The following is a 21,080-nucleotide window of genomic DNA, read 5'->3' on the forward strand; positions in this document are numbered from 1 at the left end:
ACAGCAGATTTTCCAATATCTAGTGTCCGGCTGTTCACGCACAGGCGTCTGATATGGATGAACATTGCCCAAAACCAAAACCCACGCAAAAACCAAAAATGCAATGTACATCCAGAGCAGACACCTGTACGTGAACCGTCCGAACACAGGATATGGAAAATCTGCTGTCTTATTCGGCTTCATCCCCGTCCGTCCCCTTCACTCCAGCAGCTCCTCCAAAAACCGCGACCGTTCCCCCTTCCTGTTATACATCTTCTTCACCGAAAAAACATACAACAGCTCCTTCGCCCTTGTCATAGCCACATAAAACAGCCGCCGCTCCTCCTCAACCTCCTCATCAAGCACCGCCCTCTTATGAGGCGTCACCCCTTCATTGGCATCCGGAATAAACACAATCCGGTACTCAAGCCCCTTACTGCTGTGCATGGTAGCCACAGACACACTATTACTCTCCCTCTCCTGCGCCTTCGCCTGCCGTTCCAATTCCTTCTTATACTCCTCAATATGGGCAGACCACTCCCCAAAAGTCTGGAATCCCTTCGAAAGGGCCTGCAGCTCGTCCAGAATCTCCAGAAGATCCTCCGCCTTCCGGTTCCGATACTCTGCATACTCCCTAAGATACTCCTCATACCCCACAATATTCCGAATATAATGGATCGCCCCAAAAGGACTCAATCTCCCAATCATCTTCAGATCCGACTGCAGCTTCTCAATCCGCTCTGCCACCCAGGGCTTTTCCTCATAGCAGCACAAAAGCACCTCCCAGGCAATTTCCTCTTCTTCCAGGCATTCCCTCCCGATATACCGCTTCGGCCGGTTCATAATCTGCAGGAAATCACTCCGCTTCCTGCTCCCCTGGGCCAGCCGGATATAAGTAAATATATCCTTCACAATCCAGTGATCATAGAGATTCGGCAGCCGGTCGCGCATACGGAAAGGAATCCCTGCCGACATCAGCTCCTCCACCAGAAGCCGCGGCTGGGTATTGGTCCGAAAAAGAACGGCAATATCCGAATAAGCCCCTCCCTTGGCCGCATAAGCCTTAATCTTATCTACAATACAGGCATTTTCCTCCTCCTGCCCGGAAAACTCATGGGTGAAAATGTCAAATCCGTCTCCCTTCGCCGCATAAATCTCCTTGGGAAACCGCTCCTTGTTATGCCCGATCACCTTCCCGGCTCCCTTTACAATCTCCGCTGTAGAGCGAAAATTCGCATCCAGCACCACTTTACGGGCCTTGGGATAATCCTTCTCAAAATTCAGCATAATCTGCGGCTTCGCTCCCCGGAACCGATAGATAGACTGGTCGTCATCCCCCACAATAAACAGATTATCCTCCGGCGCAGCCAGAAGCCGCACAATATCATACTGAAGCTGATTGATATCCTGGAACTCATCCACCAGGATATAGCGGTACTTCCTCTGCCAGGCCCCTAAGATATCCGGCCGTTCCCGAAGGAGCTCATAGCAGTACACCAGCATATCATCAAAATCAATAAGATTGTTTCTGCGCAGGCGGTTATCATAATCGTCATAAATCTTCTTGAAAACAGCAGAATTGCAGACAGACGCATGATAGGTGTTCAAATCGCAGCGCTCGTTCTTCACCCGGCTGATTTCCGCCGCTGCGTCGGACAGGAACTCTGTCTCATCATCAAGCTCCAGGTTCGCCTTGCGGACACTGTCGCGCAGAAACTGGTATTTTTGCTCCTCCCGAAGAATATTTTCCGCCCCATAGCCGTAGGCCAGCTTTAGGATCTGAAAAAAGACCGCATGAAAGGTTCCGAAAGACACCTTCGTCCCGCCGCTCTTTGTCTGCCGCAGGAAACGCTCGCGCATTTCCTTTGCCGCTGCTTTTGTAAAGGTAATCACCAGGATTTCCGAGGGCTTCACATGACAGTCCTCAATGAGATACCGGGTTCTTCGGGTAATCACGGTCGTCTTACCGCTTCCCGGCCCGGCCAGAACCAGCATGGGGCCGTCCACATGAGAGGCGGCCCGACGCTGTGCATTGGATAATTGATTCATAAATAGACCTTTTCCGTAAAAAACAAATCATTCTATACTTTTTCTAACAGTTCGATGGCTCTGCGGATCCGCTTTAAGGATTCCTCTTTCCCCACAATCTCCATCATCTCCGTAGCGCCGCAGGGCGTCATCTGCTTTCCGGACACAGCCGTGCGCACCGGCCACAGTACATAGCCGTTCTTGCATCCCTTCTTGGCTGCATAGTCCGTCAGCAGCGCGTACAAAGCATCATTGCTGTAATCCTCCTGTGCCTCCAGCAGGGGAAGCAGCTCCTGGAGTACCTCCAAAGAGCTCTCGGCAGAGGTTTTCATCTTCTTGTGGGTATACATGGCCGTATCATACTCCGGAAGCTCCTCAAAAAAATCAACCAAGGCCGCAATATCCGGAAACACCTCAATTCTCGTTTTCACCATGGCCGCAATCTTTTTCAGATCATAGTCTTTTGTAACTGCCTCCTTCAGATAAGGCAGAGCCATCTCATAGAACACATCAAAATCCATGGCCTTGAGATACTCGCCGTTCATCCATTTCAGCTTGGTGTAATCAAACACAGAAGGAGCCTTGCTCATATGACGGTAATCAAAAACCTTAACCAGCTCTTCCAGGCTGTAGATCTCCCGATCCTCCTCCGGACTCCAGCCAAGCAGAGCCACAAAGTTAATAATCGTCTCCGGCAGAAAGCCCTGTTCCAGCAGATCCTCAAAGGAGCAATGACCGCAGCGCTTAGACAGCTTCTTATGCTCTTCGTCCGTAATCAGCGGACAGTGCACATAGGTGGGAACCTCCCAGCCAAAGGCCTCATAGAGCCGGTTATACTTCGGCGAAGAGGAAAGATACTCATTTCCCCGGACTACATGGGTAATTCCCATGAGATGGTCATCCACCACATTTGCAAAATTGTAGGTGGGGTAGCCGTCCGACTTAATGAGAATCATATCATCCAGTTCCGCATTGTCCACGCTGATGGCGCCGTAAATATCATCCTGGAAAGTGGTCGTCCCCTCTGTGGGATTATTCTGGCGGATTACATAGGGAATACCGGCTGCCAGCTTCTCCTCCACCTCTTCTTTGCTCAGAGAAAGGCAATGCTTATCATAGATCACAATCTCCTTGCCCGCCACTTCGGTTTTCAGGGATTCCAGGCGTTCCTTATCGCAGAAGCAGTAATAAGCCTCGCCTTTTTCAATCAGCTTCCTGGCGTATTCCAGATAAATTCCAGCCGCCTGCCGCTCACTCTGGACATAGGGGCCAACTCCTCCGTCCTTATCCGGCCCCTCATCGTGCTTAAGCCCAGCCTTCTCAAGAGTCCGGTAAATAATATCCACCGCTCCCTCCACCAGGCGCTCCTGATCCGTATCCTCAATCCGAAGGAGAAAATCGCCTCCCTCATGCTTTGCAATCAAATATGCATACAACGCCGTCCTTAAATTCCCCACATGCATCCGGCCTGTGGGGCTGGGCGCAAATCTTGTCCGAACCTTTTCCATAATCTCTCTCCTATCTGCTTCTATAAAAAATCAAAAACCACTCTGCAAATTATATAATAAACCCAAATCGTTTACAAGCTATATTTTCCTATTTGCAGCCGCTGGGTGACAGCACGAAAAAGTAAAGCACTTTTTACAAGGGAAAACTGCCGGCAATTTTTCAATTTTGCTTCTTCGGTTGCCTTTTTACAAAAAATCTGTATACTAGTAAATAGAATCAAATTTAAAAAGGACAAGTAAAGCTTATGAACACAGAAACAAATTTGACAGAAGATAATAAGCTGACAAAAGCAGATATACAGACAAAAGAGTCCCAACAGGCAGAAAACACCATATCAGAGGAAGCTTCCTTTGAAGAACCGAAGAAGCGCCGCCCCATCCTGCCCTTTCTTCTATGCGCGCCTCTGCTCTGCCTTCTGATCGCCTATCTTGCCGGCGCCTTCTATTATCAGAATCACTTTGTAAACGGCACTGTAATCGATCAGGTGGATGTGTCCAAAATGACCATTGCAGACTTAGAAGCCCAGATACAGGATTACAGCCTCCGGGTTCTGCAGCGCCAGGCAGACGGAACCACACTGGAAGAGGAAATCTTAGGAGCGGATATCGGACTTTCCTATTCCTCCACAGAGCCTATTCAAGAGATACTAAAGTCTCAGAACAACTGGCTGTGGTTTCTAAACCAGGAAAATACCCACGAGATAGCAGATCTTATTGATTACGACGCAGCTTCCCTGGAAGCAGAGATAAAAAATCTTAAGGGATTTGACAAAGATTTCGTCACGGCGCCGGAGGATGCATACATAACGGATTATGAACCCGAAAAGGGGTTCCAGATGGTAGAGGAGGTTCCGGGAAACAAGCTGAATCACAGCAAAACCCTGGAAACCATAGGGACGGCTGTGGCAGAACTGGCCGAAGAGGTGAACCTGGACGAGGCCGGCTGCTATGAGGAACCAGAGATCACCGTAGAAAACGAAGCCCTTAAGAACACCTTTGCTCAGCTCCAAAGCTATGCGGAGACTACCATCACCTATACCTTCGGAAGCCAGAAGGAAATCCTTGACGGCAGTACCATCAGCAGCTGGCTTGATACAGAAGGCACCCAGGTTACCCTTGATAAGGAACAGGTAGGGGAATACGTATCCTCTCTTAAGAAAAAGTACGACACGATTTTCCACCCCCGGACCTTCCGGACCAGCTACGGCACGGAAATCACCATCAAAAACGGCGATTACGGCTGGTGGATGGATACCGAGCAGGAAACGGCGGAACTGACGGAAATGATTGAACAGGGAAAAAGCGGCGAACGGACTCCCGTCTACAGGCAGACGGCAGCCTCCTACGATACACCGGATTACGGCGACACTTATGTAGAGATCAACCTGTCAGCCCAGCATCTCTTCCTCTACAAGGACGGGCAGATGATTCTGGAATCTGATTTCGTATCCGGTAATGTATCCCGCGGCTATACCACTCCCGGCGGTATCTTCGGACTTACCTATAAGCAGCGCGATGCCACACTGACAGGAGAAACCTACCGGACACCCGTATCCTACTGGATGCCCTTTAACAATAACATCGGCATGCACGACGCCACCTGGAGAAGGGACTTCGGGAAAGATATTTACCTTACAAACGGTTCCCACGGCTGCATCAATCTGCCCTATTCCGCTGCAAAAGAAATATACGGGCATATCGAAAAGGGAACGCCCGTTATCTGCTACTACCTGCCTGGCACAGAATATGTTCCGGAAGCAGAGATGCCCATAGATCCGGACAACCCGGAGAACGCCGTAACAGAAGATACGCCCCAAGAGGATCTTCCGCAGGAAGAGGCTCCCCCTGAGCCTGTGCAGCAGGAAGAAGCGCCTGTTGAGGAAGCCGCGCAGTAAATGCAGAGCCTTACTCTTCACAAGATCAAAAAGGGGCTGTCGTATTTTGCGGCAGCCCCTTTTCATTTTACAACATAACGTCAATGGCTCTTATTCTTTTCCTGCATCCAAAAACTGCGGTTTCCCATCCAGAATCTCCATAAACTCTTCCCCTGTAATCGTCTCCTTCTCATAAAGGAATTTTGCAATCTCATGGAGCTTGGACAGATTCTCATTCAAAAGCTTCCTGGCCTTTTCATGCTGCTCCTTCACAATCGCCACAACCTTCTTATCAATCAATGCTGCCGTCTCGTTGGAGCAGGCCAGGGAAGTGTCTCCGCCTAAGTACTGGTTGTTCACTGTCTCCATGGCCACCATATCGAATTCCTCTGCCATGCCAAACCGGGCAACCATGGCCCTGGCAAGCTTTGTGGCTTGTTCAATATCATTGGAAGCCCCCGTAGTAACCGAACGGAAGATCAGCTCCTCCGCCACCCGGCCGCCGGTAAACGTTGCAATCTTATTCTCAATTTCCTCCCGGCTCATTAGATTGTGCTCCCCTTCCTCCACCTGCATGGTATAACCCAGAGCGCCGGAGGTACGGGGAATAATCGTAATCTTATGCACCGGAGCTGAATGATTCTGCAGTGCGGCCACCAGGGCATGTCCCACCTCATGGTAGGATACAATCAGCTTCTCCTTGTCGGAGAGCACCTTATTTTTCTTCTGATAGCCTGCGATAACGACCTCAACGCTCTCCTCCAGATCGCTTTGGACCACATACTTTCTGCCCTGGCGTACGGCCCTGAGAGCGCCCTCGTTGATCATATTGGCCAGCTCTGCGCCGGAGGCTCCTGCTGCCGCCCGGGCAATGGCATTGAAGTCCACATCCTCCGCAAGCTTAACCTTCCTGGCGTGTACCTTCAGAATATCCTCCCGGCCCTTTAGATCCGGAAGCTCCACCGGAACCCTCCGGTCAAAGCGGCCCGGACGCAGCAGCGCCGGATCCAGAGATTCCGGCCGGTTGGTCGCCGCCAGAATAATCACGCCTTTTCGCCCGTCAAAGCCGTCCATCTCTGTGAGCAGCTGATTCAAGGTCTGCTCCCTCTCATCGTTGCCGCCCATTCCGCCTCCGTCACGCTTCTTTCCAATCGTATCAATCTCATCAATAAACACAATACAGGGAGCCTTCTCATTGGCCTGCTTAAACAAATCCCGAACCTTGGCCGCACCCATACCTACAAACATCTCCACAAACTCCGAACCGGAAATCGAAAAGAACGGCACCTCCGCCTCTCCGGCTACCGCCTTTGCAAGCAGCGTCTTACCGGTACCCGGTGGCCCCACAAGCAGCGCGCCCTTGGGCATCGATGCGCCAATCTCCGCATACTTCTCCGGATTATGCAGAAAATCCACAATCTCCGTCAGAATCTCCTTGGCCTCATCCTCCCCGGCCACATCGGTAAACTTAATGCCTGTAGTGGATTCCACATAAATCTTGGCATTGCTTTTACCAAAGGTCATCGCATTGCCCATAGCTCCGCCCATGCGTTTACTCAAGCTGCGCATGAGAAACTGTCCGAGAACAATCATAAGCACAAAGGGAAGCAGCGAAACCAAAAAAGACATCAGGGGCGAAGGCCCCTCTACTATCTCAGTTCCAAAGACCACCCCGGACTCATGCAGCCGGTTCACCAGACCAGGATCATAAAAAACGCCGGTCTTATAATAATTGGTATCTTCCGCCTTATCCGAAAAAATAATCTGGTTATCCTCCACCTGAACCTCTTTGATCTGTCCGGAATCAATCATATCCAGAAAGGTATCGTAACCTACCTGCTTCACCTTCGGCGCAAGAGCTCTGGGAATAAACAAAGTATTTAAAAGGATCATAACCAGTACAACAATCACATAATAATACAAAAATGGTTTTTTAGGGTTTTTTACTTCTTTCACATCATTCTCCTGTTTCGAATACCATAAAAGTTTTCATTTGTCAAAGGGCAGTGTATCACTAACTGCTTCACAGGTCAATGAAAGAATTCTAAACCAATTCTAAAATTTTGAAAAACCATCCAGAAGCCATGTTTCCCGTTCTGCTCCATCCGCACCGGTTTTGATTGTTTTTACAAATTGAAAGCCTATCCCCAATGATTCAATACGAGGACGAATACTGTTTAATAATTCTGACATAGCAAATCTCCTTTTTGAAAATACAAGGCCACAAAAAATCTATGCGGAGCTGCTGACAACAAATTCAAATATACCATGGAATAAAAAAGCCATCAACATCATCGCTTTACAGTGATAAGGAAGTATAGAAACTAACTTATCATCAACGCTGACAAACAGGGTGCAAGCAAGAACAGAGAACACATCACTTTCATTAGTGGTCGGTTCTCTGCTTTTTGTTACGCAATAGAACGCTGTTTTTGAGGGTAGGGATATAAAATATCGTCTAAGTGTTTTCCATGCTCTGAAAGCCGCATAAATCAAGGACTTTTTAACCTCTACTGCGTAACATACCTACCCAAGAAAGCATTAGTTTTATAAAGCGATTGGATTAGACGGATTTTGAACACCGTAACAACTCCCGGTGTTGGATTATCCGATATTGGATTTTCCGACACCGGGTTATCCGACATCGGAAAATCCAACGCAATTAAATAAAGATATAACTAACTAAAGAAAAACCAAATACAGACTTAATCAAATATCTATTCCTTTCCTATCCTTTCCCCTAACCCCTTTCCTTTGAAGCACAATATAGTGACAGAGCTGCAAGAATGGAAAAGAATGGAACGGAAACGGCAGTATAAAGAAATATTGTTTACTATGTTACGCAATAGAACACCGTTTTTAAGGGTAGGAGTATAAAACCCTTACCCTTGTCCTTATCGCCGCTGTAATGCGCTTAAATCAAGCGAGAAACACCCTCTATCGTGTAACAATCATTCCATACTGGATTGAGGGCGAAAGCAGTCTACTGATTTCGTCCTCTTGACTGCCCATTAGCAAAGGCGGGAAAAGCTGTCAAGGGCGCATAGCGCGAAGTTTACCCTTGACAGCTTTTCACGTCTTTGCTACTTCCTATCGGTCGAAGCGGAATTTCAATATGGCTTCAACCAGTTTTGCCTTTAATCTGTCCTGTGTGTCGTCATTGATATGCCCCTTATACATAGACAGGTATTTGATGTGTGCGGTGTAGTGCTGCAATACTGCGTCTACCGCTTCCGGCTCTCCGGCAACGGCTTTTTCGATTACTTCAAAAGGTATCAGCTTTTTGTTCCTCATGTTCCAATCTCTCCCATTCTTTCCGCAACTGTTTGTTATTCGTTAGTTTATCTGAACCAAAATCCTCAGTTTTTCTCCAAATTAAATAAGGTATGGGATATTTTAATCTGATATATTTTCCGTCAGATTATTTCATCTCCATACCTTTTGTGCTATCCTTTTATCTGATACGCAGAAAAAAGGACAGGAACTCTCACCGACCAAAGTTTGTGTCCCTGTCCTTACTCACACCATGGCGGACGGTTCCGCCACAGACAAGGATATGATAACAGTAATCACAGAAGAATGCAACGAAATTTCACAGGAATTTTATGATGATGCCATGGATTCCATCCAGATCTGCCAGCTGGAGTGTTCCTGCGGCCACTGCGGCTGCCTCGCAGGGCACGGGGCCTATACCCGCTCCATAAAAACAGCACTGGGAAAGATCCCCCTTGTCATACGCAGGGTGCAGTGCAGCCTCTGCAATGCCACCCATGCCCTCCTTCCCTCCGGCATCGTCCCCTACTCCCAGGTCCTCCTCACGGACCACGCCGCCATAGCTTCTTCCTTTGAAGATGGGAGGGACGGCAGGGAGGTGATGGATACGAACCCGGAACTCTCTCCCAGCCAGGTCTTTTACATCCTGTCCTTATATATCCGTTTCTGGCGGCAGCGTCTCTTAAGCGAAAGTCTCCCGCTGTCCCCCGCCCATGCCCTCACTAAGTCCTGCATCCGACTTTTCGGACGCCAGTTCATGCAGATAAAAAATACCAGGAACCTCCTCTTTGTGCCGCCTACATAACTTTGGGTGACTCCCATGCCCCTTTTCCTTATGATGACATAAAAACATAAGGAGGTTTCAGATCAATGGAACAGGAATACAGACATGCCATCGCGCTGATGCGCTATTCGGCCATCGCTCCGCTCATCCCCGGCCTGCCGGAAGGGTACCGGAATCTGGCGGACTATCTGGAGAAAACATCACAAAAAGGACTGCTGCATCCGGACGGGGAGGTCAGGAAAGTTAGCAACCCCCATTTCAAATGGGGGTTTAGATTTTACCCCTCCGGGGATTATTACTGGTTCCGCCAGAGGCGGGATTTCGCAGTACCATTATTTCTGGTTGCCCTCCTATGTAGGGCTCACTGCTTTCTTCCGTCCTCTAGTTTATCATTCTCTTCTTGTTCCTGAATGTATCTGCGTACTGTCTCTTCATTCACATTTCCCACTGTTGAAACGTAATATCCTCTTGCCCAGAAATGTCTATCCCCATATTTACTTCGATACTCTGGGTGTCTGTCAAACAACATCAGTGTACTTTTACCTTTTAGGTATGACATAAATTCCGAAACACACATTTTGGGCGGTATCGCCACATACATGTGAATATGATCCACACATACTTTCCCATCGATTAACTGTACCTGTTTCATCTCACATAGTTTCTTAATAATTTCCACTATGTCTCTTTTTGTTTCTCCATACATAATTTTTCTACGATATTTTGGAATAAACACTATATGATACGTGCAATTCCAACGAGTATGTTGTATACTTTGATTATCCATTTTGGATACCTCCTATGTTTTGATATGGCCTGCGAAACCAATATCATTGTAACATAGGAGGATTTTTTTACTCTAGGTAACGCTACGGCTTTGCCTCGGCCCCCATTTCAAATGGGGGATATAGATACGATTTCATTATGCACCCAAAACACTCTACAAATGGTATTTCAGCTACCAGAAAGGGGGATTTGACGCCCTGCTTCCTGCCGGGAGGAACGACTGCGGCAGATCCAGAAAGCTGGACGATGACCTGAAAGAAAAAATCTCATATCTGAAAGGACGCTGTCCCCGCATGGGTGCAGCCGCCATTTTCCGGCAGTTAAAGGAGGACGGCAGCATAAAAGGCGGCGAAGTCTCCGAGTCCACTGTGAACAGGTATGTGAACCGGCTCGCCCTGGAAGCAGGAAGTACGCCCGTCCAGGATATGCGGCGCTATGAACGCCCCCATGTGAACGAAGTCTGGTGTGGGGATTCCAGCGTCGGGCCGTACCTCAGGACAGCAGACGGCAGGAAACGCAGGGTATATGTGATCGCCCTGATCGATGACGCAAGCCGCCTTGTCACCGGGGCAGGGGTGTTCTTCGAGGATACCTTCGTAAACCTCATGTCAGTGATGAAAAGCGCTGTGGCAAAGTACGGCGTGCCCAGGATGTTCAATTTCGACTATACCGATGTTTTGACTATTCCGACATTTTGAGCCGGAATGAGTGAATCAGGTCATTCAGGTTCAGAAATGTCGGAATAGTTTTTTACATTTACAGAGAGTAGATTTTCTCAAGGATGCCCCGGTCATCCCACTTTTTCCCTGCCCCTGTGTCTTCTTGATTCGTTGCGGACATAGACTTTGAAAGGGTTTCTATCGTCGCAAAGGCATAGAAACCGGAAGTGGTTGACATGCTTTCATGTCCTAAAAGCTGCTGGATATGGGCAAGGGGCATGCCGTTTTTATACAGGTCCATGGCCCGTGTTTTTCTTATCATATGGCAATGCGGCTGTCCTGGCATGGATGTGCCGTTTTCAACGCAAACCTTGCAATACCTTCTTATCATGGTTTCCACTGTATCATGGGACAATGGATGTATCCTGCCATGTGACCTTGCATAGAACAGGGGACAGTCTGCAGTGGTATCCCTGTGAAAGGCATGGAGATAACTTCTTAAATGTCTGACTGTCTTATCCATCAGTGGTATGTTGCGGTACTTCCTTCCTTTTCCAAGGATTGTCAGGTAAGCAATATCGGCATCAAGGTGGAGCTGGCTGACTGTCATCTCCAGAAGTTCAGATATCCTGGCTGCTGTGTCATAGTACAAAATAAGCATCATCTGGTTGCGTCTCCCGGTTGTTGTTTTTCCATCAGGGGCTGCCAGGAGGGCCTTCATTTGATAGCTTTCGAAATACTCAATGGGGTTTGCCGTGACTTTCAACCCTTTTACAGTGCATGCTTCAAGGTAGAGGGCCATCAGGTCAGTGCTGTTCTCATTTGCGGCATACTCCAGCAGGGCATGTATCGCCGTGATGCGCAGGTTGCAGGTTTTATAAGCATATTTTTTCGCATTAAGCATCCAATCAAGGAAGTCGGTGATGTTCTGCTTATTGAAATCAGAGAAGCAGATATCCGTCCTCCTTATTTTTTTCTCGGATTCAAGGTAATCAACGTACTTGTTCAGACTGTCCCGGTAAGCTTTTACTGTATTCGGGCTGGACTTTCTGATCTCCGGCAGCCTGTGGTCCACGTAATCCTTCGCCATTTGCCAGAACACGGCACTGTTTTTGGAGGCATCTTTCTTATTCTTCATAGGATACCTCCGGGATGACATCTTCAAGGGCGTCTGTCATGCTTTTGTATGTAGGGAAGAACTCAGGGACAAAATGAAAATAGTAAAGCGTCCCGCTCACGCTTTGATGCCCCATATACCTCATAAGGTAAGGAAGCATCACATTCAGGTCCAGCCCCTCCGCAGCCCAGCGGTTGAGGTTGGACCATGCGAAATGGTGGCGGAAGTCATAGGCCCTCGGCCGTGTCGCCATTTCAAAATCCGGGAACGCTTCCAGCCAAAAACGTCTGAAATTGCTGGAAACAAACAGTGATGAGTAACAGCCTCCCGTACTGCTTGGGAAATAGTATTCCCTGCCAGGAAAAAGGATGCCTATACGCACATCGTAATCAGCCAGGTATCCAGCCAGCTCATGGCTTATAAAAATCCTGCGGCTCTTCGGGCCCTTTGACTGGATGACATCGATATAATGATCCTGCGTATGCACGTTGACGCGAAGGAGCGTGCGTACTTCCTTGCACCGCAGCCCGCAGCAATAAAGCAGCCGAAACAATGCAGGCAGAACTATTTCCCTTCCCCTGAAAGAACTATTGGGCTTAATGGCATCGAGCTTTTCAAAGAACGCATCGACCTCTTTTTCCGTGAAGAAATACGGATTCTCCGCAGTAGGCTGGGATGCCGTTTTGGGCGGAATCACATAAGACTCCTTAAATCCGCGTGCCAGCAGGTATCTGCTGAATTCCCGGAGGACAGCTGCCATCTGGTACAGCGTACCCGGGGAGCCGGTTAATGAGGAAAGGAATTCATCCGTTGTGTCCTTAACGGGTACAGGTGAAGACGTCCTTGCCCCAGCGAACTGGACATATCGGTTCAGCAGGTACTCCTGCGCCTCATAGGCATAGCCTATGGAACGCTTGTAATTGATAAACTCCGTGGCGTTTTCCCTAAGTGTACGGCTATCCATGGCATGCACCTCCTCTCGGAAGGGGAAGTGTGCATTCCGCAAGTTTGGCATTATCCGTCGTTATGTATATCATCACGCTGTCCTTATTTCCATGGCCAAGGGCTTCTGATATGACAGGAAGCGGCACTCCGTTCCTGAGCATGCGCGAAGCAGTGCTGTGGCGGGTGATCCGGGTTCCATAGCTCCGCCCTTTGGCTTCAATGTCAGAATCATTGACCACGTTGAACAGGATGTTCCGGATTCCCGCATGGCTCATCAAGGGGCCATGGGGAGCGACGGACCTGAGAAAAACGAAATCCAGGTCTGACACAGGCCGTTCATTCAGAAGGCAGTCGACAAGCGCATTTCCAATGGCCTCTGTCAATGGGATATCATGGGTCCTTCCCGTCTTCTGCTGCACGATATGGATGATGCCATGTTCCCAGTCAATGTCCCGCAGCCTGACCGCACAGATGTCCACCGCCCTTAAGCCTGTATTCATGGCCAGTATCGTTATCGCTTTATTTCGGAACGACAGGCCTTCTGCCTCGTCAAGATGGGCGATGATCCTGTTGTATTCATCATCACTGTATACCTTGAGTATGTCACGCTTTTTTGGCAAATGCCCAGGTATTTCGGGCAGAAATGGTTCTGTTTCCCCAAACATGGAGAGGAACAGTTTCAAGCCTGGCATATGCGCCCCGAGACTGGTTGCCTGGTAACGTTCGCTGCATATGACGGATATAAAAGCTGCGATATCACCACGTTTAACGTCAGCAAGGGATCTATATCCTTTTCCCTCCAGATATTCAATAAAGTAGTAGGTGAACCTGCGGTATCCATCAATCGTATTCGGCTTAAGTTCCCGGTTCGTCAGCTCCGAGAGGAACTTTAAGAAGCTGGTTCGAAGCGCATCGGATTCAACGGGAAAAGCCGCACAATGTAATGCGGGGGTCCAATCAACAGTGCCTGTTGCCAGGTAAGACTCAACAAGCTTTATGCATCTCTTATATGCAACAGTCCGCTCGTGATGATAACGCTCCGTATTTTCTGGGACCACATGGGACTGGTCGCCTATAAAGGCCTGACCCAACTCAATAGTATAGTAATTATCCCCCCTTTCTTTCGCCATGCGGCAGAGCCTCCTGAAGAGGGTTACATAAAACCCCCTTGTTGATTCCATGAACCCGGATGCATCCATTTGAGAAAGAATAGCATCCGTAAGTTCAGTTAGCTTTAGTGTGCTTCTATCCATAAGCCACACCTCCTTTCGTGGAAAGTATGGCATAGAAACCATTAACTGACCATAAAAACTATTCCGATATTTCTCAGCAAAGAATCATATATTTCAAGCAGATTTGACATATGTCGGAATAGTCAAAACATCGGTATAGTCGAAACTATCACGATATCGTGATAGTGTCGATAACGGCAGCGCCTATAAGAACAAACAGATGGAACTGCTGGCCGCCCGCATCGGAACCACCATTAATTACTGCAGACCCTATACCCCGACAGCCAAGGCCAAGGTAGAGAGATGGTTCCGGACCATGAAGGACCAGTGGATGGCCTCCCTGGATATGCGGGATTTCCCTTCCCTGGAGGCCCTTTCCGGAAGCCTGTGCGCCTACGTCCGAGGCTACAACCTTTCCGCCCATTCCTCCCTTAAGGGGAGCACCCCTCAGGAACGTTTCTTCTCCGAGCCGGAAAAGGTACGCCGTCTCCCGGAAGAAAAGATGAAAACGGATTTCCTCCTGGAACTGGAGCGCAGGGTATCCGCAGACAGTGTGGTCACCATCGGGAACGTGGAGTATGAGGTGGACATGCGCTTTGCCAGGCAGAGGATACGGCTGCGCTGCTCTCCGGGCATGGACGAGGTCTATGTGGCAGAGGCGGACGGCACCCTGCTCCCGGTAAGGCTCTTGAACAAGCAGGAGAACGCTTCCGTGAAGCGGGAAAAACTCCTCCTTTCCGAAGGGGGTGAGGGATAAATGGAAAAAGGACATTCCATGGAGGTTTTGCGTTTCGGGCTGGAATTCAACCCTTTCCTGAAGAATTCCAAAGAGATCCTGGTGGAGACGGCCCAGTACCGGGAATCCCTCTTCCGCCTTTCCTATCTGGCTAAGACAAAGGGCTTCGGCCTGCTCACGGGCGGGCCGGGGCGGGGCAAGACCACTGCCGTGAGAAACTGGGCGGCAGCACTGAACCCTTCCCTCTACAAGGTGGTCTATTCCTGCCTCTCCACGCTCACCGTTTCGGATTTCTACCGCAGCCTCGTGGAATCCCTGGGCGGGCAGCCCTCCTTCCGCAAGCCGGATAACTTCCGTTCCATACAGGAGGAAGTCAGCCGGCTGTGCCTGGAGAAGAAAAAGACCCCCGTCATCATTATTGATGAAGCGAATTATATAGGCAATGCAATCCTGAATGACTTAAAACTCCTGTTTAACTTCGAGATGGATTCCAGGGACCGGGCCGTGATCCTTTTGTGCGGCCTGGGGCAGCTGAACAATACCCTGCGCCTGTCCGTCCACGAGCCTCTGCGCCAGAGGCTCGTGATGAACTTCCACATGGAGGGCATGACGAAAGATGAGGGGAGGACTTTCATCCGGGCAAAGCTTGACGGGGCGGGATGCAGCCATGCCGTCTTTGATGAAGGAGCCACCGAGGCCATCCTGAACGCTTCGGACGGCACGCCCCGTGTGCTTAACCGCCTCTGCTGCCAGAGCCTGCTGTGTGCAGATGCAAAAAAGCTGGATCTGGTGGATGCCGACACAGTCATGCAGGCCATAAACGACTGTGAACTGGGATAGGAGGCCGCTTATGGATAAGATAAAAAGGAAAGCCCTGCAGCGGGAACTTAAGGCGGTGGAGGATGCCTATGCCGGGACACTTGGCTGGCTGGAACTTGGGGAACTGCGTTCCTGGGTGGAAGCTGGAAACAGCCCCTATGAGAATCCGGAACAGGTCACCCATGAAGATGGTACCTTTTTTGACTTCATCGAATGGCATCGGACGGCACGGTGGGTCACCGTCAGGGAACCTCTCGATTTACGGGAGCCTTCGGACAGGGAGCTGTTTAACTTTTATACAGACAGACGCTCTGACCATGGCTCTTTTGATGAGACAAAAAAGTACCTCCGGGATGCACAGACCTTTCTGGGCTGTGAGATCCTCACTCTCATAGATTTTCTGAAAGAGAGAGATCTGCTGTATGCGTACCTGCGTTATAAATATCCTGAACCACTGACAGAGGAAGAGGAACTTCCATTCTGATCCTTTCAGGAAGAGATACCCCTGCGCAATTAATTTGCATAGGGGTATTTTCAGTTCCGAATAATGTGCGAAACCATGTTCCCACAATGTGACGGGAAATCTATCATAGATTACTTTCCTGCTAATATAATCTGCAAATCTAATGCTCTTTTAATCTGAAGAACAACACCACGGTGCTGACCGTGTTCTTTATCCCGTTCCATACGGTAGAAATCACTGTCTTTATGGCATTTACCACTGTCGTAACGGCGGTTTTGATTCCGTTCCACACCGTGGTGATGACCGTCTTTATCGCATTCAGGACGGTTGTGACTGTATTTTTGATGGCATTCCATGCCGTGGTGATAAAGGTCTGGATTGCCGTCACCACCGTGGTGACCACGGTCTTTATCCCGTTCCATATGGTCGTGAATACCGTCTTTATCGCATTTAAAACTGTAGTGATGATGGTTTTGTAAATATTGAAATAGGTAGTGATGATGGCTTTAATCACTTCCACCACTGTGCTGAAGATGGTTTTTATCCCTTCCCACAGCCCGGAAAAGAAATCCTTGATCCCGTTCCACACAGCCTGCGCCGTGGAGGAAATAGCCTCCCATTCCGCCGCAAAGAAGTTTTTGATTGCCTCCCATACGGCAATGGCGACCTCCTTCACATTCTCCCAGAGGTTGATCCAGAACTGCCGGAAATCCTCATTCGTATTCCACAGATAGATGAACGCCGCCACTAAAGCCGTAATCGCCGCTATGATTAAGAAGATAGGATTGGCAAGCATGGTGGTGTTTAAAGCGGCAAATGCGGTCTTGACTGTGTTAATCACTCCCGCCACCTTCGGCACTATGGTCATAATCGTGCCGACCGCAGACACCACTTTCCCGACGACGATCAGCACGGGTCCCAGAGCAGCCGCCAGCAATGCGACCGTGGTGATGACTTTCTTCGTCCCCTCGTCCATGCCGTTCAGCCAGTCTACGAACTGCTGTACCCATCCGACAATCATTTTGATGGCGGGCAGCAGAAGCTCCCCAAAAGAAATAGCCAGCCCTTCCAAGGCTGACTTTAAAATAGTGAGCTGCCCCTGCAGGTTGTCAAGCTGTGTGTCCGCCATCTGCTGTGCCGCGCCGCCGCTGTCGATGATGGACTGCTGCAGCTCATCCCAGGTGGTCCCGGTATTGGCAAGCAGGGCGTTCACGGAGGATAGGTCGGTCTTGTTGAAAATCTGCCCGATGATGTTGCTCTTCTCCGCCGCCGTCATGCCGTCCATGCTTGTGTTCAGGTCACCCAGGATGTCATTGAGGGAGCGCATATTCCCCTCAGAATCATAAACATCCAAGCCAAGCTGCTCCATGCAGGCATCCGCCTTGTCGGTCGGGTTCTGCAGGGAAAGGATGACGTTACGCAGATGTGTGCCGCCCTCCGCCCCTTTGATGCCGTTGTTGGCGAGGATGCCGAGGGCCGTGTTCAGCTCCGCAGTGCCGCCATTCACGGTCTTTGCGGTTGCGCCGATGGTAAGGATGCCCTCGCCAAGCTGCGCCACGGATGTGTTGGTGGATGAGGCGGTCTTCGCCATCTGGTCCACCATCGTCCCCGCCTCATCCACGCCCATGCCCAGGGCGGACATGGCGTCCGTCACCATGTCCGACGCCGCTGCAAGGTCAATGCCGCCCGCCGCCGCAAGGTTTAAGACGGTAGGGAGCGTGTCGCACATCTGCTGCGTGTCGTATCCGGCGAGGGCAAGGTAGTTCAGAGCCTCCGCGCACTCCGAAGCGGAAAAGGCCGTCTCGCTGCCCATCTTCTTTGCCAGTGCGGAAAGTGTATCCATCGTATTGACGCTCTCGCCGTTGACCGTGGACATGGCATCCTTCGTGATTCCCATGGTCGCCTGCACCTGCGACATGGACGACTCAAAATTTGCCGCCGTGCTGACTGCCGCTGTCCCCAAAGCCGTAACGCCCGCCGTGACGGGGAGCAGTTTCTGTCCTGCGGAGGAAATGTTATCCCCCACGGTCTTTAACTTTTCCCCCGTGGCGGAGATTTTCTGCAATGCCACGGCGGACTGCCCTGCCTGCCGCTCTAAATCACGCAGATTGTTTTCCGTTTCGATGATCTCCCTCTGGAGGGCATCGTACTGGTCCTGCGAAATTTCCCCGTTGGCAAGAGCCGTGTTTGCCTGCTCTGCGGCGGTCTTTAAGGTTTCCAGCTTTTCCTTTGTCCCCGCCACTGCCTCTCCCAAAAGCCGGTGCTTCTGCGCCAGCAACTCCGTGTTGCCGGGGTCTAATTTTAAGAGTTTCTCCACATCCTTAAGCTGCGACTGCGTATCCCGGATGGAAGAATTGACGCCTTTTAAGGCAGTCTGCAGCTTGGTGGTATCCCCGCCGATCTCAACAGTGATACCCTTGATTCTGTTCGCCACGGCGGACACCTCCTACTTTTGAGCAACAAAAAAGCCCGGATTTCTCCGAGCATAAGAAAAGCACCTACCATTTCTGATAGATGCTTCCCTTGTCCGCTTACAATGATTAGTCAAAATCATATGGATTGCTGTAGCACATCCAATCAAGAGGGTACAGCACACCATGTTCTGCTTCAAACTCAGCCTGACGCTTTGCCTGGCGTTTTGCATCCTGCTTACGGGATACCTTTTTCGTCATCCTGTCGTTCGACATTCTGGCTTTGTAAGCTTTGTTGTTTGGATTGTTCTGATTTGCATAATCATTAAGCTGCTGCTGCGTGTGTGTCTTTGATGACACTCCTTTTTTCTTAGCCACGAGCATTTCTCCTTTCCCCTTGACTCCATATGTCTGATTACGCACGAGATAGCGGACACTCTGTCACCTTCTTAGCTGAACCCGGCAATAAACTTACTGGATTATCCCTGCATTTAATCAATCCTCAAGGTTGGAGAACAATTTTTACGACACATTCATAAAAATCATTTATTTAATTATAACGTTGTTGCTGTATATTTTCAATAATCAAAATTTGTCGAAATCCTCCTGGGTAGCGATTTCCTTATAGCCCTTGTATTCGTCGTTCCTGCTCTCCGCGAACATATCATTGACCATGCCGATGGTTAGAAGGTCAAGGTCACGGATGGAAAGCCCAAGCTGTACGCACCGGAGCAGGAACAGCGGCGTGGTCATTTCCCGGTCAGTCGGGCGAAGTTTTTTTTAGACTGGACATCCGTCTGCACGTTCAGCCCCCATAGCTGTATCAGCTTCGGAAGCACCTGGTAGATGGAAAAGGTGTTGAATTCATCCAGCCATTCCTCCGGGCTGTCCGGGATACTGGGGTCTGCGTGTTTCGCCATCACATAGGCGATGTTCTCAAACATCTCCAGTGAAAACAAATCCAGGTTGGAGCTTTCCTCATCCCCGTCACCGATGGACTTCTCAAGGGAACGCAGGTCTTTGTATATGTCCCGGTGGAACTTCATCCGGTAAATCCGCGGGATGGCTGCGGATGCCCTGAAAGGCACCTGCTTCCCGTCAATCTCGATATTCTGTTTCATGCTCATGGATTATCCCTCCCCTTCCGTATCAGTTGTGCCGCCATTTTCTGTACCACCGCCGGAAGTGCCTCCTGATGCCGCATCCGGCAGGTACACGCTCTTGTACCAGTTCTGGTAGACCTCGTCCGTGGTGCTGTCCCCGGTCTTTGCCTTCACATAGCCGCTCGCCAAAGGCGCTGCCGTGATGGACAGCGTCTCGGTCTGCACCTCGATCTCCTCCTCGTTGGTCTGGGACTCAATGGTCGGGCGCGCCGCCGAGCAGTTGTACAGCACATGGCGGATTTTCCGGACATCGCCGTCAAACTCGAACAGCAGGGCGAAGTTCTCCGTTTCCGCATTGGCGTTCTCTAAAAGCACCTTGTTCTCATCCAGGGCCTCCTTCAGCACGTCGGTGCGGAAGCTCTCCGGCACCATGGCAAGCTCCAGGTCGCCCTCGTAGCCCATGTTGTTGCTGACCGTGTAATAGGCGTACCCGTCCGCATAGAAATTGCTTGGCTCGCCGTTGGGGTCCAGGGAAAGGGAAACTGCGCCGGGCATCGCAACAGGCGTGCCGAAGGACACCGCCCCGTCCGTCCCCAGCGTCAGCAGCGCGTAATGCACATTGCAGATATTAAATTTCACTTTATTCTTCTTCGGCATCGCAAACCACCTCCATATCGAATTGGTAGAGGACCTCGTACAGCTTCTCGCTGTCAATCCAGACCTCCGATTTGTTGTAGAAGATGTGCCGCCTATCCAGCGCGTCCTCCAGCTTCTTTTCCACCGACAGGTCCTTGGTGTCAGTGTATAATTCTATCTTCACGCCACTCGCCTTGAAGTACACCATGCCGTCAGCGGCGAAATTGTCGCTCTGCGGCAGGAGGTAGCAGACAAACGGCGGCTCCGGCGATTCGCCCTCCGCAAAATGGTCATAGGCGAAGGGGATGCCGGTCTCTTTCAAAATGGCTATCAATGTTTCCAAAGCCTATCCCTCCAATGCTTTCTGTATCTCTTTTTCAAGCTGCTCTATGCCGGCCTGCTCCGCCGCCGCGATATGCGGCTTTGCCGGGACGCGCCCGCCTCCCCTCTTGGCGTGGCCGTGTTCCAAAAGGTGCGTCAGTTGGTAGCGGTTCCTGGAATGCACCGTCACCTCCAGCGAATTGGAAGTTTCCGACCTGGTCTTCACCGTCCATGACTTTGCATACTTCCCGGTGTCCTTCGGCGCGTTGGCTTCAATATCCTTCCGCACCGCAGTCCCGGCTTTCTTCACCGCCTTTTTCACATCCTCCGTGGCAAGGTCCGCATATTCCGTCAGACCTTTCATGATCTCCTCCGCCATCCGGTCGATAGATACGCCGTTCGCCAT

20 protein-coding genes and 2 pseudogenes are annotated in these 21,080 nt (G+C 50.2%); 6 read left to right on the forward strand and 16 right to left on the reverse strand.

Features of this window, described 5'->3' with window-relative positions; translation table 11 throughout:
* Positions 1–198: 198 nt before the first annotated feature.
* Positions 199–2,028 (reverse strand): ATP-dependent helicase, encoded by a 1,830-nt coding sequence (locus tag VV089_RS10490; protein WP_334335833.1) that lies wholly within the window; start codon positions 2,026–2,028, stop codon positions 199–201.
* A gap of 32 nt (positions 2,029–2,060) precedes the next feature.
* On the reverse strand, positions 2,061–3,515 hold the full coding sequence (gene gltX / locus VV089_RS10495) for a glutamate--tRNA ligase (RefSeq protein WP_334335834.1): 1,455 nt from the start codon (positions 3,513–3,515) through the stop codon (positions 2,061–2,063).
* A 245-nt stretch (positions 3,516–3,760) separates the two neighbouring features.
* Between gltX and VV089_RS10500 the strand changes: the two genes are divergently transcribed.
* On the forward strand, positions 3,761–5,410 hold the full coding sequence (locus tag VV089_RS10500) for a L,D-transpeptidase family protein (protein WP_334335835.1): 1,650 nt from the start codon (positions 3,761–3,763) through the stop codon (positions 5,408–5,410).
* 90 nt (positions 5,411–5,500) lie between these two features.
* Here the strand turns inward: VV089_RS10500 and ftsH are convergent, their stop codons facing one another.
* From ftsH to VV089_RS10515, 3 genes are all read right to left on the reverse strand, one after another.
* Positions 5,501–7,345: an ATP-dependent zinc metalloprotease FtsH gene (gene ftsH, locus VV089_RS10505; protein ID WP_334335836.1), complete on the reverse strand. Its 1,845-nt coding sequence runs from the start codon at positions 7,343–7,345 to the stop codon at positions 5,501–5,503.
* 99 nt (positions 7,346–7,444) lie between these two features.
* The gene (locus VV089_RS10510; RefSeq protein ID WP_172544631.1) at positions 7,445–7,582 is read right to left on the reverse strand and encodes a hypothetical protein; all 138 of its coding nucleotides are present in this window, start codon (positions 7,580–7,582) and stop codon (positions 7,445–7,447) included.
* Between the two features lie 897 nt (positions 7,583–8,479).
* A complete protein-coding gene (locus VV089_RS10515) occupies positions 8,480–8,683 on the reverse strand; it encodes a helix-turn-helix domain-containing protein (RefSeq protein ID WP_016223867.1) in 204 nt (67 codons plus the stop codon).
* A gap of 262 nt (positions 8,684–8,945) precedes the next feature.
* On the opposite strand from VV089_RS10515, the gene VV089_RS10520 reads away from it, so the two are divergent.
* Entirely contained in the window at positions 8,946–9,467 is a 522-nt protein-coding gene (locus VV089_RS10520; protein WP_334335837.1) for a DUF6431 domain-containing protein, read from the forward strand.
* A 340-nt stretch (positions 9,468–9,807) separates the two neighbouring features.
* Here VV089_RS10520 and tnpA read toward each other — a convergent pair whose 3' ends face one another.
* On the reverse strand, positions 9,808–10,233 hold the full coding sequence (tnpA, locus tag VV089_RS10525; protein WP_334335838.1) for an IS200/IS605 family transposase: 426 nt from the start codon (positions 10,231–10,233) through the stop codon (positions 9,808–9,810).
* A 133-nt stretch (positions 10,234–10,366) separates the two neighbouring features.
* Here tnpA and VV089_RS10530 point away from each other — a divergent pair.
* Positions 10,367–10,897 (forward strand): annotated as a pseudogene (locus VV089_RS10530) (helix-turn-helix domain-containing protein); the annotation flags it as partial.
* Positions 10,898–10,988: 91 nt separating this feature from the next.
* On the opposite strand, the gene VV089_RS10535 reads toward VV089_RS10530, so the two are convergent.
* Genes VV089_RS10535 through VV089_RS10545 form a run of 3 tightly spaced genes read right to left on the reverse strand, consistent with a single transcriptional unit; the run spans position 10,989 to position 14,083 of the window.
* Entirely contained in the window at positions 10,989–12,029 is a 1,041-nt protein-coding gene (locus VV089_RS10535; protein ID WP_334335801.1) for a tyrosine-type recombinase/integrase, read from the reverse strand.
* Positions 12,019–12,972 (reverse strand): tyrosine-type recombinase/integrase, encoded by a 954-nt coding sequence (locus tag VV089_RS10540; protein WP_172543525.1) that lies wholly within the window; start codon positions 12,970–12,972, stop codon positions 12,019–12,021. The genes VV089_RS10535 and VV089_RS10540 overlap by 11 nt, the downstream gene beginning before the upstream one ends.
* Complete coding sequence (locus tag VV089_RS10545; RefSeq protein ID WP_334335802.1) at positions 12,965–14,083, reverse strand: tyrosine-type recombinase/integrase; 1,119 nt, start codon at positions 14,081–14,083, stop codon at positions 12,965–12,967. The genes VV089_RS10540 and VV089_RS10545 overlap by 8 nt, the downstream gene beginning before the upstream one ends.
* 292 nt (positions 14,084–14,375) lie before the next feature.
* Between VV089_RS10545 and VV089_RS10550 the strand changes: the two are divergent.
* The 3 genes and pseudogenes from VV089_RS10550 to VV089_RS10560 form a co-directional block, all read left to right on the forward strand.
* Positions 14,376–14,942, forward strand: a pseudogene (locus VV089_RS10550) (integrase core domain-containing protein); the annotation flags it as partial.
* Complete coding sequence (locus tag VV089_RS10555; protein ID WP_334335840.1) at positions 14,943–15,761, forward strand: ExeA family protein; 819 nt, start codon at positions 14,943–14,945, stop codon at positions 15,759–15,761. It abuts the pseudogene before it with no gap.
* Positions 15,762–15,771: 10 nt separating this feature from the next.
* Entirely contained in the window at positions 15,772–16,224 is a 453-nt protein-coding gene (locus VV089_RS10560) for a hypothetical protein (RefSeq protein ID WP_334335841.1), read from the forward strand.
* A gap of 139 nt (positions 16,225–16,363) precedes the next feature.
* Here VV089_RS10560 and VV089_RS10565 read toward each other — a convergent pair whose 3' ends face one another.
* The 7 genes from VV089_RS10565 to VV089_RS10595 form a co-directional block, all read right to left on the reverse strand.
* Entirely contained in the window at positions 16,364–18,637 is a 2,274-nt protein-coding gene (locus VV089_RS10565) for a phage tail tape measure protein (RefSeq protein ID WP_334335842.1), read from the reverse strand.
* Positions 18,638–18,743: 106 nt separating this feature from the next.
* Positions 18,744–18,998: a hypothetical protein gene (locus VV089_RS10570; RefSeq protein WP_334335843.1), complete on the reverse strand. Its 255-nt coding sequence runs from the start codon at positions 18,996–18,998 to the stop codon at positions 18,744–18,746.
* A 201-nt stretch (positions 18,999–19,199) separates the two neighbouring features.
* Entirely contained in the window at positions 19,200–19,367 is a 168-nt protein-coding gene (locus VV089_RS10575; RefSeq protein WP_334335844.1) for a hypothetical protein, read from the reverse strand.
* Entirely contained in the window at positions 19,364–19,741 is a 378-nt protein-coding gene (locus tag VV089_RS10580) for a hypothetical protein (protein ID WP_334335845.1), read from the reverse strand. The genes VV089_RS10575 and VV089_RS10580 overlap by 4 nt, the downstream gene beginning before the upstream one ends.
* Positions 19,742–19,744: 3 nt before the next feature.
* Complete coding sequence (locus tag VV089_RS10585) at positions 19,745–20,374, reverse strand: major tail protein (RefSeq protein ID WP_334335846.1); 630 nt, start codon at positions 20,372–20,374, stop codon at positions 19,745–19,747.
* Positions 20,358–20,696: a hypothetical protein gene (locus VV089_RS10590; protein ID WP_334335847.1), complete on the reverse strand. Its 339-nt coding sequence runs from the start codon at positions 20,694–20,696 to the stop codon at positions 20,358–20,360. The genes VV089_RS10585 and VV089_RS10590 overlap by 17 nt, the downstream gene beginning before the upstream one ends.
* A 3-nt stretch (positions 20,697–20,699) precedes the next feature.
* Entirely contained in the window at positions 20,700–21,080 is a 381-nt protein-coding gene (locus tag VV089_RS10595; protein WP_334335848.1) for an HK97 gp10 family phage protein, read from the reverse strand.

The organism is Candidatus Merdisoma sp. JLR.KK011 (genome assembly GCF_036941125.1).
Taxonomy (GTDB): Bacteria; Bacillota; Clostridia; order Lachnospirales; family Lachnospiraceae; genus Laedolimicola.

Excerpts from the sequence above, each read along its gene's own strand:
- VV089_RS10570 (WP_334335843.1), bottom strand. The coding sequence starts at position 18,998 with ATGCTCGTGGCTAAGAAAAAAGGAGTGTCATCAAAGACACACACGCAG.
- VV089_RS10575 (WP_334335844.1), bottom strand. The coding sequence starts at position 19,367 with ATGACCACGCCGCTGTTCCTGCTCCGGTGCGTACAGCTTGGGCTTTCC.
- VV089_RS10490 (WP_334335833.1), bottom strand. The coding sequence starts at position 2,028 with ATGAATCAATTATCCAATGCACAGCGTCGGGCCGCCTCTCATGTGGAC.
- VV089_RS10580 (WP_334335845.1), bottom strand. The coding sequence starts at position 19,741 with ATGAGCATGAAACAGAATATCGAGATTGACGGGAAGCAGGTGCCTTTC.
- tnpA (WP_334335838.1), bottom strand. The coding sequence starts at position 10,233 with ATGGATAATCAAAGTATACAACATACTCGTTGGAATTGCACGTATCAT.
- VV089_RS10500 (WP_334335835.1), top strand. The coding sequence starts at position 3,761 with ATGAACACAGAAACAAATTTGACAGAAGATAATAAGCTGACAAAAGCA.
- VV089_RS10520 (WP_334335837.1), top strand. The coding sequence starts at position 8,946 with ATGATAACAGTAATCACAGAAGAATGCAACGAAATTTCACAGGAATTT.
- VV089_RS10595 (WP_334335848.1), bottom strand. The coding sequence starts at position 21,080 with ATGGCGAACGGCGTATCTATCGACCGGATGGCGGAGGAGATCATGAAA.
- VV089_RS10535 (WP_334335801.1), bottom strand. The coding sequence starts at position 12,029 with ATGAAGAATAAGAAAGATGCCTCCAAAAACAGTGCCGTGTTCTGGCAA.
- VV089_RS10560 (WP_334335841.1), top strand. The coding sequence starts at position 15,772 with ATGGATAAGATAAAAAGGAAAGCCCTGCAGCGGGAACTTAAGGCGGTG.
- VV089_RS10510 (WP_172544631.1), bottom strand. The coding sequence starts at position 7,582 with ATGTCAGAATTATTAAACAGTATTCGTCCTCGTATTGAATCATTGGGG.
- gltX (WP_334335834.1), bottom strand. The coding sequence starts at position 3,515 with ATGGAAAAGGTTCGGACAAGATTTGCGCCCAGCCCCACAGGCCGGATG.
- VV089_RS10545 (WP_334335802.1), bottom strand. The coding sequence starts at position 14,083 with ATGGCGAAAGAAAGGGGGGATAATTACTATACTATTGAGTTGGGTCAG.
- VV089_RS10515 (WP_016223867.1), bottom strand. The coding sequence starts at position 8,683 with ATGAGGAACAAAAAGCTGATACCTTTTGAAGTAATCGAAAAAGCCGTT.
- VV089_RS10585 (WP_334335846.1), bottom strand. The coding sequence starts at position 20,374 with ATGCCGAAGAAGAATAAAGTGAAATTTAATATCTGCAATGTGCATTAC.
- VV089_RS10555 (WP_334335840.1), top strand. The coding sequence starts at position 14,943 with ATGGAAAAAGGACATTCCATGGAGGTTTTGCGTTTCGGGCTGGAATTC.
- VV089_RS10540 (WP_172543525.1), bottom strand. The coding sequence starts at position 12,972 with ATGGATAGCCGTACACTTAGGGAAAACGCCACGGAGTTTATCAATTAC.